This is a genomic window from Gordonibacter sp. (genome assembly GCF_036667095.1).
In the GTDB taxonomy this organism is placed as follows: domain Bacteria; phylum Actinomycetota; class Coriobacteriia; order Coriobacteriales; family Eggerthellaceae; genus Gordonibacter.
Genome location: NZ_JAVWUP010000001.1, coordinates 19693 through 35652 on the forward strand (window position 1 = coordinate 19693; position 15960 = coordinate 35652).

Sequence of the window (15960 nt, forward strand, 5' to 3'; positions counted from 1 at the left end):
GTGGGGAGAAGCGCCTCGTGGGGAGAAGCGCCTCGTGTGGTGAAGCGTCTCGTGTTGAGAAGCATCTCGTGGGGTGAAGCGTCTCGTGGGGTGAAGCGTCTAATCGTCGAAGCACGCGGGTCATCAGGATGCGTTTGCGGGAAGTTTGCAGTTTGTGGTTTTGCAGCTTGTGGTTTCGAGGCGATCGGAGCCGATTCTCCGGGGGGAGGGGGGCTAGGGGGGCTAGAAGCCGGAGCTAGAAGCCTTCCGGTTTTCTCTAGCCAAAGCAATTTGATAGTGTTAATCTAGTATAAGACATAATCTATCAATGGTGACGGCATGGAGGAAAGGAAGCCTTGTATGGAAACCTACTACAACCCCGACGATCTGGGAAAGTTCGCCACGATGGGCGAGGAGGCCCCCGAACTGTGGGACCTGTACATGGCCTATTACGGCAAGGTGTTCGCTGAAGGTGCGCTTACCGCGCGCGAGAAAGCGCTGATCGCCCTGTCGGTTGCGGCAGCTGTGCAATGCCCGTACTGTATCGACTCCTACACCCAGTCGTGCTTGGAGAAGGGCGTTACCGAGGAGCAGATGACCGAGGCCATCCATGTGGCGAACGCCATTCGCGGCGGCGCGGCGCTGGTGCATGGCGTGCAGATGAAGAACGTCGTCAAACAGCTGGAAATGTAGCTTCATGGCCGTTACCGACGAGGCAGCCCAGGCGACTATGGACGCGTTCCCGCCGTTCTTCGAGCGCACGGACGAGGCCACCTGTCGTACGCTCGAGCGGCTCGAGGTGTTGCAGGTGAACGTCGGAAGCCTGTGCAACCTGGCGTGCCGCCATTGCCACATGGAGGCGGGCCCTCACCGCACCGAGGTCATGTCACGCGAAACGCTTCAATCTTGCTTGGACGTCTGCACTGGTGGTGGCTTCAAGACGCTCGACATCACCGGCGGCGCTCCCGAGATGAACCCGCATTTTGAATGGTTCGTCCGCGAGGCGGCTGCGCGCGGCATCGACACCATCGTGCGCTCGAACCTGGTGGTCATGCTCGAAAAGCCTTACGCCCATCTGCCCGAGGTACTGGCTGAACAGGGCGTGACGCTCGTGGCGTCGCTGCCCCACTACACAGCCAAGCCGGTGGAGAAGCAGCGCGGTGCCGAGGTGTTCGACGGCACGATACGCATGCTGCAGAAGCTGAACGCGCTGGGGTACGGCAAAGGCGAGGGGCTCGTTTTGAACCTGGTGTTCAACCCGAGCGGTGCGTTCCTTCCGCCCGAGCAGGAAGCGCTGGAGAAGGAATACCGCCAAAAGCTGGCTGACGACTTCGGCATCTCGTTTGACAGTCTGTTCGTTATCGCGAACAACCCGCTCGGCCGTTTCGGGAACCTGTTGCACAAAACAGGCAACCTCGAACGCTATATGAGCAAGCTCGTGGAGGCGTTCAACGCCGAGACCGTAGCGCACATGATGTGCCGCAGCCAATTGTCGGTGGGCTGGGACGGCGCGGTGTACGATTGCGATTTCAACCAAGCGGCCGGCCTGCCATGCAAGGACGGTCTGACCATCGCCGACTACGCCAATGACCCCGACCGGGAACTGCAACGCGACATCGTGTTCGGCAACCACTGCTACGCCTGCTGCGCGGGCGCCGGCAGCAGTTGAGGCGGCTCCACTGCGTAGGTCTACGCAGCCAACCCTGGACGGCAAGCACCTCGCCGTCTCCGCCGAAGCGCCGCTGCGGACACTGCCTCCCCGCAGTGGCTCCGTTTCCTACAGCGCAAGCGTCAGCCCGTCGGCGGCCGGTTTCACGCGGCCTTCGTACTGCTCCAAGTACGTCTCCAGCTCCGCAAGCGTAACCGGCTCGTCGTAGTGCATGGCCAAGTGCGTCAGATACAGCGTGCCCACGTCCAGACCGAGCCCTTCCTCGATGCACTCCTGCACGCTGTGGTGCGCCTCGGGCGACCAGTTTCGCTTCCAGAAGGTGGCGTCTAGGGCCATGATGTCCACGCCGCGTACCCGCTCGGCCGTTTCGGCGGGCAGCTTGCCGGTGTCCGAGGCGTAGAACAGGCGCGTGTCCGCCGTCTCTATCAAGTACCCGTACGTTCCCGGTGCGTGGGTTACCGGTAGTGCCGTGTAGCGCACGCCGTCCAGTTCGACCTGGTCGAACGGGGCCAGTTCATGCTGGTCGAGGCAGTAGGTCATGTAATGAAACTCCGTGCAGACGCCCTCGAGCGCCTCGGCGCTGCCATAGGTGGGCAGCGGTGCCTTGCGCACGAGCTGCACGAGGTACTCGAGCTCGCCCAAGCCGCCCAGGTGGTCGAAGTGGGCGTGCGTGTACAGCAATTCGTCAATGCTGCGCACGTCTTCGCGCAGCAGCTGGTGGCGCAGGTCGGGCGGCGTGTCGATGAGCACCGTCCGTTCGCCGCGCACCATGACTCCGCAGTCGCCGCGGCGCGCCCGTGGGTCGAGACGCGCCTCGTTGCAGGCGGGGCAATCGCAGAAGAATGCCGGCACGCCGCATCCGGCAGCCGTCCCCATGAATGTGAACGTGTGCTTTCCCTGCCCCATGGCAGCCTCCTTGGTTTCGTGCTTTTTCGATCATCGTCGGTGTCGCCCTATGATAGCGCTTTTCGTCTTGCACGATCGTGGTACTATAGGCGACATTGACGTGAGCGCTTCGGATTCGGTGCGCCGCGCCTTCGAGGGTCCATTGGGGAAAAGGAGCATCTGCATGAACTTCGATCAGCGCCCCGACCTTTCCCAGCAGCAGCACCTCTATCTTACTCCCGAGCTGAAGCAGGGCATCGCTATCCTGCGCATGTCCGCTTCGGAGCTGAGCGAGTACGCCAGCAAATGCGTCGAGGAGAACCCGTTTTTCGACGACGACGATTGGGTGGAACCCCGTCATCCGGTCGCACCCGACCGCTATGCGCGTGATGTGAGCGCCGATGCGCTCTTCGAGAAGCGAGGGCACGGTAGCCCCGAGAATTTCGACGGCGAGCGCCGCGATCTGTCCCAGCGCTCGTTCTCGTTCGACCGCTTCCTGACTGAGGGAGATACGCTCGACGATTTCCTGCTCGACCAGCTGCGCCTGCAATCCGACTGTCCGCGCACGAAAGCCATAGGCGAGTACCTTATCGGCAATATCGACGCGAACGGCTACCTGAGGGCCTCCGTTGGTCAGGTTGCCGATGCGCTCGGGGTTTCCGAACAGGAGGTGGCGCGCGTCCTCTCGCTCGTCCAGCAGTTCGAGCCGACGGGCGTGGGTGCCCGAAACCTCGCCGAGTGCCTTGCCCTACAACTCGAGAAAAGGGACAAGTTCACCCCGACGCTCGATCGTTTGGTCAAGAGCCATCTTTCCGCATTCGAGACGCGCACCCCCGCTTCTATTGCGCACGATATGGGGCTTTCCCTGGCAGAACTCAACGATGCGCTTGACGTTATCCGCACCTGCAATCCACGCCCTGCCAGCCAGTTCGGCCGCCCGTCGCGTCCGATCTGGCCCGAGGTGGTAGTGCAGTCGTGCGGCCACGGGGAGTACGAGGTGGGCTTGCAGGATTTTTACCTGCCGCACCTGAAGATCAATCCCACTTATCGAGCGTTGGCGTCGAGCGTGAAGGAACGCGAAACCGAAACGTACCTGAACGAGAAGCTCAAGGAAGCCGAAAGTCTTATCAACAATATCAATTTCCGGCATGCGACGCTCTATAAGGTGGCTTGCTGCATGGTGGAGATGCAGGTCGAGTTTTTCGACAAGGGCTACGACTGCCTGCGTCCTCTCACCATGGCCCAGGTGGCCGAAGTCTGCGATGTGTCCGAATCCACCGTAAGTCGCATCGTCAATGGCAATTACATGCAGACGCCACGCGGCGTGTTCGAGCTGAAGTTCTTCTTCCATTCCTCCACCTGTCAGTCGTCTGACCGCGTGGTGTCGTCGGTAAGCATCAAGAAGCGTCTGGCGGATATTATCGCGAAGGAAGACACCTCGAAACCGTTCAGCGACCAAGCTCTCTCCGAGGCTTTAGAGCGCGAGGGCGTTTCCGTTTCGCGTAGGACCGTGAGCAAGTACCGCGACGAACTCGGCATCCCCGTACGTGCCGCCCGTAGGCGCAGCTAGCGTCTCGGTCGCGCCAAGGGCGTTTCTTGCATGGTTGGCAGGCGTGTCCCACGCAGGCTCAGCCAGCGCCTCGACTTGAAATCCTGCCTCGCGTGCGTTCGGCGATCCTCTTGCTTGGCGGGTCGCCGCATGTGGGCTCGGTAAGCGTTTGGTCTTGAGAGCTTGTCGCAAAACAGTGACGGGCTCTTTCTTATATTGGAAATATTCTCATATTGTGACGAACGCTCTCGGCGCATCCGTCAGGGACGGCGACTTGACCTGCTTCGTCTTTCTGCTTAGAAAGTGGCACGGTTCTTGCATCGTTGATGTACGAGGCGTTTTTTGGTTTGGCTGGATTAGGGACCGGCCATTCGAACGGATGCGCAGCTTCTCGGGGGGAAGGTCGATAAGCTGTCATCCCTATGCGTCCGTTCGATCCAAGTGCGTTTCCGAACCGGGTTCGTGTGTAGACGGGGATCATCGGAATAAGGAGGAGTTGGATTGACTAAAAAGCAAAAGACTGCGGCGGCATGGACCGTCGTCATCATCGCCTTTTTTGGGGGCTTTGCCCTAGCCAACGTTCAGAACAAGGTTCCACCCTGCATCGACGTCGTTATGATGTACTTCAATATCGGTGAGACCGATGCCGGTTGGCTGACGTCAGTATTCACCATCATGGGCATGATCACGGCAATACCTGCCGCCTTACTCATGCGCAAGTTGGGCCCCAAGAAAATCGGTGCTATCTCTCTGGCCTGCGCGGCAGTGGGCGGCATCATCGGTGCTTTCGCGACCGATCTGACGGTGCTCATGGCCACTCGCGTACTCGAAGGTGTGGGCGTCGGCATGATTGCCGTCGTTGGACCTGCGGTTATCGCTATGTGGTTCCCTGCCGAGAAGCGCGGTCTACCCATGGGTCTTTGGGGATCGTGGATGATGTGCTCTCAGACGCTATTGTTCTTTATTGCCGGTGGTCTGACCACGGCTTTCGGCTGGCAGGGCGTCTGGTGGTTCTGCGTGGCGTTTTGTGTTGTTGTGCTCATTCTCTACATGTGGAAGGTCGACGCGCCCCCCGAGGGTATGCCGAACTACGCCGAGGGTGAGAACGAGGAAGATTTCAAGTTTGGCGACGGCTTCAAGTCTGCATCCACCTGGATTCTGACGCTGGCCGGCACCATCTTCACGTTCTGCTGCTTCGGTTTCGCCACGTATATCTCGCTGTACTGGGCTCAGACGCTTTTCGGTGGCGACATGGCTGCCTCTAACAACTGGGTGTCCCTTATGTACGCCATCGAGATCCCGGTCGTCATCCTCATTGGCTTGCTGCTGAACCATATCAAGCTGAGGAACCGTCGTTTCGTCGGCGTTCTCGGCTTCGCGTTGTACACGATCATCTTGTTCTTCTGCTTCAGGATGAAGGACCCGGGCCTGATCATTCCGTTCATCATCATCTACCCGTTCCTCGAGGGCGCCATCCCGACAGTGTATTGGACGCTTTGCCCCTCGACGGCCAAGAAGCCGGAGTATTCCGGTACGGCCATCGGCATCTTGAACGTGGGCCTCAATATCGGCACGCTGCTGGGCCCCCCGGTTACCGGCTTCTTCATTGAGAACTACGGATGGGAAGTTGCGACGATTCCGCTGGCTGTTGCTTCCATCCTCGGCGCGATCACCTTCTTCTTTGTGAAGACGTACGATCACGACTCCGATAAGGCCACGGCTCGTGCAACAGACAAGGATTTGACCCAAGCGGCAGGGTAAAAGCCGTAGCGTACTATAGAAAGGTTTGGATCTATGAAGACAAAACGAGCTTGGATCGTCGCGCTTGCGACTATCTTCGCCGGCATTTCGTTGGCACTCGTGCAGAACAAGGTCGCTCCCTGTATGACCACGTTGCAGGCGGCCTTCGGCATCGACATGGCCACGGTTGGCTGGCTGAGCTCGCTGTTCTCGCTCGTCGGCATTGTTATTGCGATTCCTGCCGCCATGATCTTGAACAAGCTGGGTCCGAAGAAGGGCGGCATCGTTGCGCTGGTGTGCGCCATCGTAGGCTCGCTCATCGGCGTGATGGTCGACAACACGGCTATCCTTATGGCTAGCCGTGTTGTCGAGGGCATGGGCGTCGGCCTTATGTCGGTTATCGGCCCCTCGCTTATCGCGATGTGGTTCCCGGAGGCAAGGCGCGGCCTGCCCATGAGCATTTGGGCGGCTTATCAGATGTGCGCTCAGGCGGTCATGTTCTTCTTAGGCGGCGTGCTGACGGTGAATTTCGGATGGCAGGGTATGTGGTGGTTCGGTCTGGTTGCCTGCGTTGTGGCGCTGGTGTTCTACGCGCTGTGCGTGAAGAGCCCGCGTCCCGAGGATAGCTATGCCGATGTCGAGAGCGAGGACGTGTCTATCGTCGAAGGCGTCAAGTCGCCTTCGGCCTGGATTTTGTCGGCTGCCACCATGCTGTTCTGTATCGGGTGCTTCGGGTTTGTGAACTGGATCGCAACCTACTGGGCGCAGGCATTCGGCTGGCCCGAGGATCAGGCGAACATGTGGGTAGGCTACTTCTCCATCGGAGGCGTTTTCGCGGCCATTATTGTGGGCACTCTGCTGAACAGGGTGAAGAATCGCAAGGTGTTCGGCATGGTTGCCTTGGCGGCCTACGGATGCGCTTCGATGTGGGCCATGTTTATGGGCAACCCGTCGCTTTTGGTGCTGTTTGTGATCGCGTACTCGTTTGTCGACGCGGGTTTTCCTTGCGTGCTGTGGACTATGGCGGCGCAGACGGTGAAAAGGCCGGAGCTCGCGGGTGTGGCCTTGGGCGTGGTGTCCATCGGCTTCAACCTGGGCATTCTGCTGGGCCCTCCGGTTATCGGCGCGGTGGTGGAGTCGATGGGTTGGGGCGCTGGCGCTATCGCCATCTGCGGTTGCTGTATTGCGGCTGCCGTCATTACCGGGTTCGTCAAGCTGTACAGCGTAGATGACCAACCTGAGGTTTCTCCGGCAGCGCTGGATGCCGAGCTCTCGTCTGCAGGTGGGGCTGAGTAGCTGCGGTATCGAGGCCGGGTCTCTGTCTGGCCGACTTAGTGGCTGGATCGCTTCCGGCGTTCTGATTGAAATGCGGGCATCTCGCTCTCGAGGTGTCCGCATTACTTTTGCCCCGTCCGGTCGCCAGGGATTCGAGCTAGGCCGTTGTCGAGAACGGTGGGGGCGGGGTAAGAGGGGGTGTAGAAAAAGAAAGATGTCTGCCCCTGTTTTCTTAAAAAGAGCGCTCCTCGACAAGGTGTTCTCAATATGCGAATTCTTCTCGGTATGGAGGGCGCTTACCTGAGAAGCAAATTGAGACAACCTTGGCGAGTGACAGGTGTGACTCGGAGGTTAAAAGGTGTACTAAAATATTTTTTACATTATTGAACAGGCGTTATATAAATTTTCCTACTATGTTTCATCGGATTGGCACGGACCATGCAACTACCTATATCAGAAGGAGCGAGCGGTTAAGACGAAAACTGATCGCCCTTACCTATGTTGAAAGGCCATGACTACATGGCATAGGTTTTGGAGAGGAGGACTTTGATATGGCAGAGGAAAGAAAGGACTTGGACAAGGGCTTCCAGCAGGATCGTAAAGCGCAGCATATGGCTGATCCGAACAAGAACAAAGAAGCTTGGGAGCAGAAGGCGCAGGATACTTCGGGGCGCGATTGGACGAAGCCTCGTCGTCCGACGTTGAAAGACGGGGAAGTATAAGAACTGCCCGGACGAGGAGAATCAGAGAGAGAGGGATAGCAAGTTATGCTTACCAATGAACTCGAAGGCGTTAACAAAGACGTCTACAAAACTGATTGGCAGTGGCAAGAAGGTGAGTACACGGTCACGCGTACGAACATGTGGACCGCACCTGGCTGCCATAATGGTTGCTCTGTTCTGTACTACACCAAGGATGGCAAGGTTGAGAAGATCGAGGGCGACCCACTGTCTCCCTACAACCAGGGCCGTCTATGCATGCGCTGCCTAGACGTCGTCGAGACGTTCTATCATCCTGACCGCCTGAAGTACCCCTTGAAGCGCGTTGGCGAGCGCGGCGACAACAAGTGGGAGCGCATCACGTGGGATGAGGCTTACGACGATATCGCCGAGCATGTCCGCGCCATCTGGGAAGATTACGGCCCCGAGTCCATCGTGTCCATGCAGGGCACCGGTCGTAACATCTGCTGGCAGACCCCGTACTTGAGCTATGCCGCCTTTGGTAGCCCGAACTTCGTGCTCGGCTTCCTTTCCGGCGATGCCTGCTACCTGCCCCGTACCACTATCGGTCACTGCTTCATGGGTGACTTCTTCGTGGCTGACTGCTCGCAGCACCTCGAGAAGCGCTTCGCCGATCCTGAGTACGTGTTCCCTGACTACATGCTTATCTGTGGCAACAACGCTCTCGTCTCCAACGGTGACGGCTTCTTCGGCCACTGGATCATCGACATCATGAAGGAAGGCGGCACGAAGCTGATCGTGCTCGACCCTGCCTGCACGTGGCTGGCCTCCAAGGCTGAGTACTGGTTGCAGGTTCGTCCTGGCACCGACGCAGCTGTCATTATTGCCATGCTGGGTGTTATGATTGAAGAAGATCTCTACGACCATGACTTTGTCGAGAACTGGTGCTACGGTTTCGACGAGCTGGCCGAGCGTTGCCGTGAGTACACCCCCGAGCGTGCCCAGGAGATATCCGGCGTTGATGCCGAAATCATCCGCGGTGCTGCCCGTGCGTACGCCAGTGGCAACCCGTCCACCATCCAGTGGGGCCTCAAGGTCGATCAGACCGTCTGCGGCATTCCTCTGGCCCAGGCTCTGCTGTCCATGGGCGCCATCTGCGGTGACATCGATGTCCCTGGTGGCATGATGATCCCCCGTTGTGCCTACGACATTCCTGACTCTTATGGCTGCGGTATGTGGAACCTCGACGACGATATGCTCGGTAAGATGCTCGGCGTCGACACTTCTCCGCTGCACGCTCTCGGCTTCGACCCGACGGCCAACGGCGACACCGTGCTCCAGGCTATCGAGACAGACGAGCCCTACCCGATCCGCATGCTGTTCATCCAGTCCACGAACCCGATTGCCAACATGGCTTCCGACGCTCCGCGCGTGTATCGCGCCATGCGCTCGGTCGACTACAACGTCGTGGTCGACGTGTTCATGACCCCGACGGCTGTGGCCTGCGCCGACATCGTGCTGCCCTGCGGCATGAGCTGCGAGCGCAACTCTGCTCGCGTGTGGTGGTGGCCGCTGCGCTCCATCGTCAAGGTCGCCGACTTCTACGAGGCCAAGTCCGACGAGCAGATCATCCTCGAGCTGGGCAAGAAGCTCAATCCCAGGCTGTTCCCGTGGGAGACGGACGTCGAGCTCATGACGTGGTGGATCCAGTCCGGCAACCGCTTCCATGCCGGTTGGCCGCACAAGACCGACCAGACCTTCCTCGACCTCACCGAGAAGGTTATCGACTGGCCGGAGGATTGGGCCTATCGCAAGCACGAACTTGGGTGGCTGCGTGACGACGGACAGCCCGGCTTTAACACGAACACGGGCAAGTGCGAGCTGTTCAACACCCTGTTCGACGCATGGGGCTTCGATCCGCTGCCGTACTACGAGGAGCCGCCAGAGTCCCCCGTTTCCACGCCCGAATTGTTCGAAGAGTATCCGTATGTTCTGACCACCGGTGCCCGTACGTGGGAGTACTTCCACTCAGAGGAGCGTCAGGTGCCGCGTCTGCGCGAGTCGCATCCCGATCCGCTGACCGATCTGCATCCCGATACCGCCGAGAAGATTGGCGTGTGCGAGGGCGACTGGATCTGGGTTGAGAACATGCGCGGCAAGTGCAAGCAGCGTGTGCGCTTCAATGCTTCGCTTCGTCTCGATACCGTGCGCTCGGAGCATGGTTGGTGGTTCCCGGAGACGGACGGCGCCGAGCCCAACCTGTTTGGCGTGTTCGACTCCAACATCAACAACCTGACGGTTCAGGGTGTTACCGGTCCTACGCTGTACGGTGCTCCGTACGCGAACCAGATCTGCAAGATCTATCCGGTCACGAAGGAGAACGATTGCTCGCCCAGCGAGATCGTGACCCGCAAGGGAGGTTTCTAAGATGGCGGAAAAATACGGACTTCTGATCGACTATGCATGGTGCACCGGCTGCCACTCCTGTGAGATGGCCTGCAAGGTGGAGCATGGCTGGGCGGCCGGCGAGGCGAACGGCGTTCGGCTGTTCGAGGATGGCCCCCGTATGATGCCCGATGGCAAGTACGAGTACACTTACCTGCCGGTCATGACGTCGCTGTGCGACCTGTGCGCCGACCGCACCGCTGTGGGCAAGCTGCCCACCTGCGTGCATCACTGCCAGTCTGCCTGCATGAAGTACGGCACGGTGGACGAGCTGGCTGCGATGGCGAAGGATATGCCCCGCACCTGGATCTACGTACCTGAGCAGTAAGCTTTATTGCCTTGCTGGTGCCCCGGCTGTTGCCGGGGCACCAGACCCTAAGAGGCGTATCAAGAAGGAGAAAATACTATGTGCTACAGACCAGCCAACACCGTCACTATTGTGAAGTGCCTTGAGTGCGGCGCGTTCAACAAGCCCACGAACGAGAACTGCTCCAAGTGTGGTGCAGATCTGAACGAGTCCCGTAAAGCGGCAGACCAGGCCGCGGCTCCCGCAGCGGGCGCTCCTAAGACGATTTCCCTTACGCCGCAGGGCCTTGACGGTGCTCCCAAGGCTCCGGGTGCTCCTGTTGCGCCGAAAGCTCCGGGCGCTCCGAAGCCGCCGACGAACTAACTTTGTCACGTCCGACGGCATACGGCGCACGTTTTAAGGGATGGGGCAGCTATGCCTAACTGTAGAACATGCAGTCCGTGGTGCAGTCGTTGCCATAAGAAGGCGGAATACAAGTTTCCCGTCGAATGCCCCGAGTGCGGATGGTACAACCCATTCGAGCGGGATACCTGCAAGAAGTGCGGGGCACCGGTTGTGCATAGCGAGGAAAAGGCGGTCACTCACCTGAACGCCGAGGTGAAGAAAGCGTGCTTCTTCTGCTCGCCGTTCGAGCGGCCCCTTTGCAACGAATGCGTCGAAATGGGGCGCACGAAGGTATGTCCGGAATGCGGTAGCTATGCGTTGGGGACGCGTGCTGCTTGCAAGAAATGCGGGCACGTCTTTTAGGGCGTCGCAGGGTATCCGCCTGCACAGCTTTTCGGGTGCAGTCCGAGAGCGAGGGGGCGAGGGCATGGAAGGTGTAAACCGTGCCTTGGAAGAGTGTTTGGGCTGGAGAAGGTGATCAACGCTTATCTCCAGCCCTTTGTTTTTTTGTAGGCCGATGGTAAGTCCCACGAAGGAAAGCTACTGGTTTTCCTTGAGTTTGCGATACAGCGTTGCCTTGCTGATATCGAGGATGGCGGCAGCGGTGGCTATGTTGCCATCCGCTTGGAGGATCGCCTCGTTGATGGCGAGAGCTTCCAACTCTTTGAGGGAGAGGGTGGGTAGCGGCCCGTCTGAAGTCGAAACAGGATCGTCGTTTTTTGCAGCGGATGTAGCGGTATCGGGCACCTTGATAGATGAAGACGATTCGTTAAGGGATTCAGGGTTGTTTTCCGCCGTGGTGTCCTCCGTATCTTTTTGATGCGGTGAATCGGGGGCGTTGACGATATAGTTAGGAAAGTCGTCGACGGAGATGCTGTGGTTCTCGCACGTATAGTAAGCGGCGTAGATGGCATGCTTCAACTGCCGCACGTTTCCCGGCCAGGCGTACGAGCTGACGAAGCGAGCAGCTTCGCTCGAGAGTTCTACTTTGCCGCCATCCGTTCTGATCTGACATTCGTTAAGGAAGAAGCGTGCGAAGTACAGGGCATCTCCCAGGCGGTCGCGCAAGGGCGGAAGGTCGACGGTGAGCACGGAGATGCGGTAGAACAAGTCTTCGCGGAACTGGTGCTGGCTTACCAGCTTGGGAAGGTTCTGGTTGGTTGCCGCGACGAGACGGAAGTCTATCTGCTTGTACGATTTCCCACCCACGCGGATAACCCGCTTGTTCTCGAGGACGCGCAACAACGTTGCCTGCAGTTCAAGCGGCATATCGCCGATCTCGTCGAGGAACAGGGTACCACCGTCGGCCAGCTCTATCTTACCGGGCTTGCCTCCGCGCTCAGCACCGGTGAAGCTTCCGCTTTCATAGCCGAATAGCTCGCTTTCGATGAGGCGGGGCGGAATGGCGGCGCAGTTTATAGACATGAAAGGGCCGTCGGGTCGAGTCTGGTTGTGAACAGACTGGGCGAACAGTTCTTTGCCGGTACCGCTTTCTCCGATGAGCAGGATGTTCTCGCGGGAACGCGCAAAACGCGATGCGAGGTCCTTTGCCTTGGTTATCTGGTAGCTTTTTCCCAGTATATCCTTGAACGTGATCTTGGCCGTATCGCCGGCCTTGCCGCGAGATGCTCCGAGTGCCGAGCGTTTTGCCTCGCCGATGGCGATGATGTAGCCCTCAAGGTCGTTTGCGCTGCCGGAAATCTGCGAGATCTTGGCCTCATGGAGCTCTTCGTCGATGATAACGGTGGTGCCCCCGCCTTGTTTGACCACCTCGTCAAAGGGACGGCCGTCTCCCAGGAGCGTGAGCGCGTTCGTTTCCAGCAAATCCTCGGGAGGTACTTTGAACAGATGGGATGCTTCGGGTGTTGCCAGCGTTATGACGCCTTCCGCATCGCAGATGACAATGCCACCTTTCACGGTGTTCATGATGTTGCGCGAGATGCTCTCGAAACGCTGGGCTTCAAGGGTTGCCTTGCTGTATTTCGATTGGGTTTCGGCAAGCTGGATATCGTAGTCGTCGATGCGCAGCTGGTCGCTGAGCGCGGTTGCTAGAGACGAAATAAGACTCATAGCATGAATGAGTACTTTTTTGTCGGCCGCTGTGAAGGGTCCGTCGGGAATGGGCTGGGTAAGCATCAATGCCCCGATGCTGGTGCCAAGTTGCGTGATGATAGGTGCTGCGCAGGCGATAAGGCTATGCAGGGCAAAGCAGTAGTGCTCCGGTCCGATGATGACGAAGGGCTTTTTATGGCGCATGCACAAAGTATGTGCGTTGGTGCCTAAATTGCGCTCGTCGCACTGGTAGTTTGCACCCATGAACTGGTGTAGCTTCAGGTCTCCGATTTGAAGAAGCGAAGTCCCGTCTACGTCGAGCAGTTCGAAGGTGTAGTCGTTTTGCAAGTTCAGGGACTCAATTTTATTGATCAGGGATCGTGCGGTTTCGATGAGCTGGACGTTAGCGGCGAGCGCCCCTGCGTAGGTCTCTTCGTCGATGTACTTTCCTAGGTCGACTCTGTCGGGGGCTAGTCCGGAATTGCGCGAGTTAATCCACGAGTCGGCAACTTCGGGTCGCACGCAACTTGCAAGGTGCGGATCGGCGTTGTTGTTGAGGAAATCGAGTTTTGCATCGAAAATGCAGTCCCAGAAAGAATCGTCTTCATGCATGGATCTGATCAGCTGGAGATCGCTTGCGTAGTTTATATCCATGGTATCTGCGGCATCGGGCAACAGAGGCCTCCTTGCTCGGCGGATAGATGAGTAACGATAGTGTAACGACATTATAGGATCAAAGATGCGAATTGAGGAAGAAAATCATTTTGAGAAGAGCTCCGATCCCCGGAGCCTTTCGGCGTTTGATGCATCTTCGGGTGCCTTCGGCGGACGAAAGCCGTGGGGGCTGGATGCGAGGGGTGCCGACGTTGACTCCATAGAATGGAGTTTCGACCACGGAATACGACGTTCTCCCGCCGAAAAGCTGATCTTAAAAGGATTTTCTACGCCGAATCGGGAACCTAAATTTACTGCTGACGAAGAATCCTGCTACGAAAATTACCGTTATCGCTTGAGTGGGTCTGGCACCGTGCGTTTGGTGGCGTATGCGGGGTGTGCTTCTCAAGTGGAAGTACCGGCGGTTATCGAGGGGGTCAGCGTCACTTCACTTGCTACCAATCTGTTTAGAGACCACGATGAGTTGCAGAGCGTTTCACTGCCCGATTCAGTGGAGTATGTGGGGAATCACGTGTTCGACGGGTGTGTCAATTTGAGAAACGTGCGTCTTTCAGCGTCTTTGACACAAGTGGGGCCTACCTTGTTTTTAGGGTGCTGCGCGCTTGTTGAGGTGACGATCTCGAACTCAGCAGTACACCTTGAAAGCAACTCGTTTTCGGATGCTCCTGTCGCCTGTGTCCATTTCGGGCCGCAAGTGCGATCCTTCGAGGCGCACCCGCGATGCCTGCCGTACGTGAGGCGGGTGTCCGTCGATGAGGAAAACGAACGTTTCGCCACCGACGGTAAAGCGCTGTTCTCGAAGGATCGCAAGCACTTCTACCGACTGGTCGTTCCCTGCAAAACCTACGAGGTGCCCGAGCCGTGTGCCGACATTGATGAGCGCGCTTTTGACTCGCTGTCGAATTTGGGGGAAGTCTTCCTACCGAGCACGCTTCAGCGCATCGGCCGTTTGGCGTTTGCGAAGACGAGCTTGTCGTGGGTGAACCTGCCCCCTTCGGTGGAATCTATCGGAGAGAAGGCCTTCTACCATTGTGCGAAACTGGCCGGCATTTCTTTGTCGCAGGGCTTGAAGCATATCGACGCGGAGGCGTTTGCCTTCTCTTCCGTCCAGCGCTTCGAGCTGCCGGCATCGATCGAGCACGTGGGATTCCGCGCCTTCGACCATACTCCTGCGCAGATGCGCATAGGAGAAGGCGCCGTGAGCATTGCCGCGAGCAACCAGCACCTCGAGCTGGATGGCCAAGGGGGCCTGTACCACCACGACGTATTCGTCGAGCTGATCGGGAGAGTTGCGAGCTACCACGTGCGCAGCGGCACGCACGTTATCGGGGACGAGGCGTTCAAGCGCCATGGTGGCGTGCGCGCGGTAAAGTTGCCCGAGGGCGTTTTCTCGGTGGGCCGGGAGGCGTTTCGGGGCAATCGGCAGCTGCGGCGCGTCGATTGCCCCGAGAGCCTTGAGCGTATCGGCGATCGGGCCTTCCTGGATACCGCCCTGGATACGCTGCGCCTTTCCCGCAGGGTGCGGGTCATCGGGGAGAACGCGTTGCTCGTGCAAGGCGAGAACCAGCTCATGCCCAAGATGCCGCTGCGGTCCCTCTCGCTCGATGCGCGCAACCCCGTCTTCTATAGCGAGGGAGGCCTTCTGTGCCAGCGTGAGGGCGACAAAGCAGGCGGCGACTCGTGTTTGCTGTACGTGGGGCCGGACAGCGTCGTGCGCATACCGGATGCGGTGACGCGTATCGCCAGCCTTGCTTTCTGCGGCGTCGGCGGGGTGGAGGAGCTCTTTCTCCATGACCATCTGCGCAGTATATGCGTCGGCGCGTTTTCGACAGCGCGCTCCATTGCGCGGGTGCACGTCGATTTCCCTCGTCCCATTGATGGCTTCTCTTCGGGCGATTTTGCCGTCCCCGAGCTTTCGGCCCGGTACCGGTCGCCGTCGTACCTGTTCGATGCGGGATCGACGGGAACCATCTTCGATTTCGAGTACTACGACTCATGGGTGACCCATGCGGCGAAGATCGCGGAGTTCGCACCGGCTGGCCTGAGCCGGTTGATGCGCCCCATGGGGCTAACCGAGCAATTTCGCGAGCTGTACGAGAACATCTTTTTGCGCAAAAGCCGGGCGGTATGCCGCTACTTTGCCGACAAGGGGGATTTCGAGGCGCTCTTTGCGCTGTACAACCGGGATCTGCTGGGCGAGGGCTGTATCGGGGCGGAACTCGAAAAATCGACGCACGAAGGGAGGACACAAGCTACCGCCTGTCTGCTGGAGCTGCAGCATCGCTGCCGCCCCAGTGCAGGCGTGGATTTCAGCTTGTAG

At 58.6% G+C, this 15960-nt stretch carries 13 protein-coding genes; 11 read left to right on the top strand and 2 right to left on the bottom strand.

The features are described 5' to 3' along the window. Positions 1–339 precede the first annotated feature (339 nt). Positions 340–672, top strand: a complete 333-nt coding sequence (locus RR842_RS00095) for an arsenosugar biosynthesis-associated peroxidase-like protein (RefSeq protein WP_332512481.1) — start codon at positions 340–342, stop codon at positions 670–672. A gap of 4 nt (positions 673–676) precedes the next feature. Further along, positions 677–1648 (top strand): arsenosugar biosynthesis radical SAM (seleno)protein ArsS, encoded by a 972-nt coding sequence (gene arsS, locus RR842_RS00100; protein ID WP_332728758.1) that lies wholly within the window; start codon positions 677–679, stop codon positions 1646–1648. A gap of 108 nt (positions 1649–1756) precedes the next feature. Here arsS and RR842_RS00105 read toward each other — a convergent pair whose 3' ends face one another. Next, positions 1757–2554, bottom strand: a complete 798-nt coding sequence (locus RR842_RS00105; RefSeq protein WP_332553552.1) for an MBL fold metallo-hydrolase — start codon at positions 2552–2554, stop codon at positions 1757–1759. 163 nt (positions 2555–2717) lie between these two features. Here RR842_RS00105 and rpoN point away from each other — a divergent pair, with 163 nt between their 5' ends. The 8 genes from rpoN to RR842_RS00145 all read left to right on the top strand — a co-directional run bounded on the left by rpoN (position 2718) and on the right by RR842_RS00145 (position 11276). Beyond that, positions 2718–4103 carry an RNA polymerase factor sigma-54 gene (rpoN, locus tag RR842_RS00110; protein WP_332728760.1) on the top strand — a complete coding sequence of 462 codons (1386 nt, stop codon included), beginning with the start codon at positions 2718–2720 and terminating at the stop codon, positions 4101–4103. A gap of 480 nt (positions 4104–4583) precedes the next feature. Then, a complete protein-coding gene (locus RR842_RS00115) occupies positions 4584–5843 on the top strand; it encodes an MFS transporter (protein WP_332512474.1) in 1260 nt (419 codons plus the stop codon). 33 nt (positions 5844–5876) lie between these two features. Then, a complete protein-coding gene (locus RR842_RS00120; protein WP_332728761.1) occupies positions 5877–7118 on the top strand; it encodes an MFS transporter in 1242 nt (413 codons plus the stop codon). 530 nt (positions 7119–7648) lie between these two features. Then, on the top strand, positions 7649–7819 hold the full coding sequence (locus RR842_RS00125) for a hypothetical protein (protein ID WP_332512470.1): 171 nt from the start codon (positions 7649–7651) through the stop codon (positions 7817–7819). 45 nt (positions 7820–7864) lie between these two features. Then, positions 7865–10204, top strand: coding sequence for a molybdopterin-dependent oxidoreductase (locus RR842_RS00130; RefSeq protein ID WP_332517995.1), 2340 nt, complete (start codon positions 7865–7867; stop codon positions 10202–10204). Position 10205: 1 nt separating this feature from the next. Further along, complete coding sequence (locus RR842_RS00135) at positions 10206–10550, top strand: oxidoreductase (RefSeq protein WP_332513782.1); 345 nt, start codon at positions 10206–10208, stop codon at positions 10548–10550. Between the two features lie 78 nt (positions 10551–10628). Beyond that, positions 10629–10892, top strand: a complete 264-nt coding sequence (locus tag RR842_RS00140; protein ID WP_332513783.1) for a hypothetical protein — start codon at positions 10629–10631, stop codon at positions 10890–10892. Positions 10893–10943: 51 nt separating this feature from the next. Beyond that, positions 10944–11276, top strand: a complete 333-nt coding sequence (locus RR842_RS00145) for a hypothetical protein (protein WP_332728762.1) — start codon at positions 10944–10946, stop codon at positions 11274–11276. Positions 11277–11453: 177 nt separating this feature from the next. Here the strand turns inward: RR842_RS00145 and RR842_RS00150 are convergent, their stop codons facing one another. Beyond that, the gene (locus tag RR842_RS00150; protein WP_332728763.1) at positions 11454–13640 is read right to left on the bottom strand and encodes a sigma 54-interacting transcriptional regulator; all 2187 of its coding nucleotides are present in this window, start codon (positions 13638–13640) and stop codon (positions 11454–11456) included. Between the two features lie 64 nt (positions 13641–13704). Between RR842_RS00150 and RR842_RS00155 the strand changes: the two genes are divergently transcribed. After that, positions 13705–15960, top strand: coding sequence for a leucine-rich repeat domain-containing protein (locus tag RR842_RS00155; RefSeq protein ID WP_332728764.1), 2256 nt, complete (start codon positions 13705–13707; stop codon positions 15958–15960).

What these genes read in the sequence shown, in the direction of transcription:
- RR842_RS00095 (WP_332512481.1), top strand. Translation starts at nt 340, where the DNA reads ATGGAAACCTACTACAACCCCGACGATCTGGGAAAGTTCGCCACGATG.
- arsS (WP_332728758.1), top strand. Translation starts at nt 677, where the DNA reads ATGGCCGTTACCGACGAGGCAGCCCAGGCGACTATGGACGCGTTCCCG.
- RR842_RS00105 (WP_332553552.1), bottom strand. Translation starts at nt 2,554, where the DNA reads ATGGGGCAGGGAAAGCACACGTTCACATTCATGGGGACGGCTGCCGGA.
- rpoN (WP_332728760.1), top strand. Translation starts at nt 2,718, where the DNA reads ATGAACTTCGATCAGCGCCCCGACCTTTCCCAGCAGCAGCACCTCTAT.
- RR842_RS00120 (WP_332728761.1), top strand. Translation starts at nt 5,877, where the DNA reads ATGAAGACAAAACGAGCTTGGATCGTCGCGCTTGCGACTATCTTCGCC.
- RR842_RS00125 (WP_332512470.1), top strand. Translation starts at nt 7,649, where the DNA reads ATGGCAGAGGAAAGAAAGGACTTGGACAAGGGCTTCCAGCAGGATCGT.
- RR842_RS00130 (WP_332517995.1), top strand. Translation starts at nt 7,865, where the DNA reads ATGCTTACCAATGAACTCGAAGGCGTTAACAAAGACGTCTACAAAACT.
- RR842_RS00135 (WP_332513782.1), top strand. Translation starts at nt 10,206, where the DNA reads ATGGCGGAAAAATACGGACTTCTGATCGACTATGCATGGTGCACCGGC.
- RR842_RS00140 (WP_332513783.1), top strand. Translation starts at nt 10,629, where the DNA reads ATGTGCTACAGACCAGCCAACACCGTCACTATTGTGAAGTGCCTTGAG.
- RR842_RS00145 (WP_332728762.1), top strand. Translation starts at nt 10,944, where the DNA reads ATGCCTAACTGTAGAACATGCAGTCCGTGGTGCAGTCGTTGCCATAAG.
- RR842_RS00155 (WP_332728764.1), top strand. Translation starts at nt 13,705, where the DNA reads ATGCGAATTGAGGAAGAAAATCATTTTGAGAAGAGCTCCGATCCCCGG.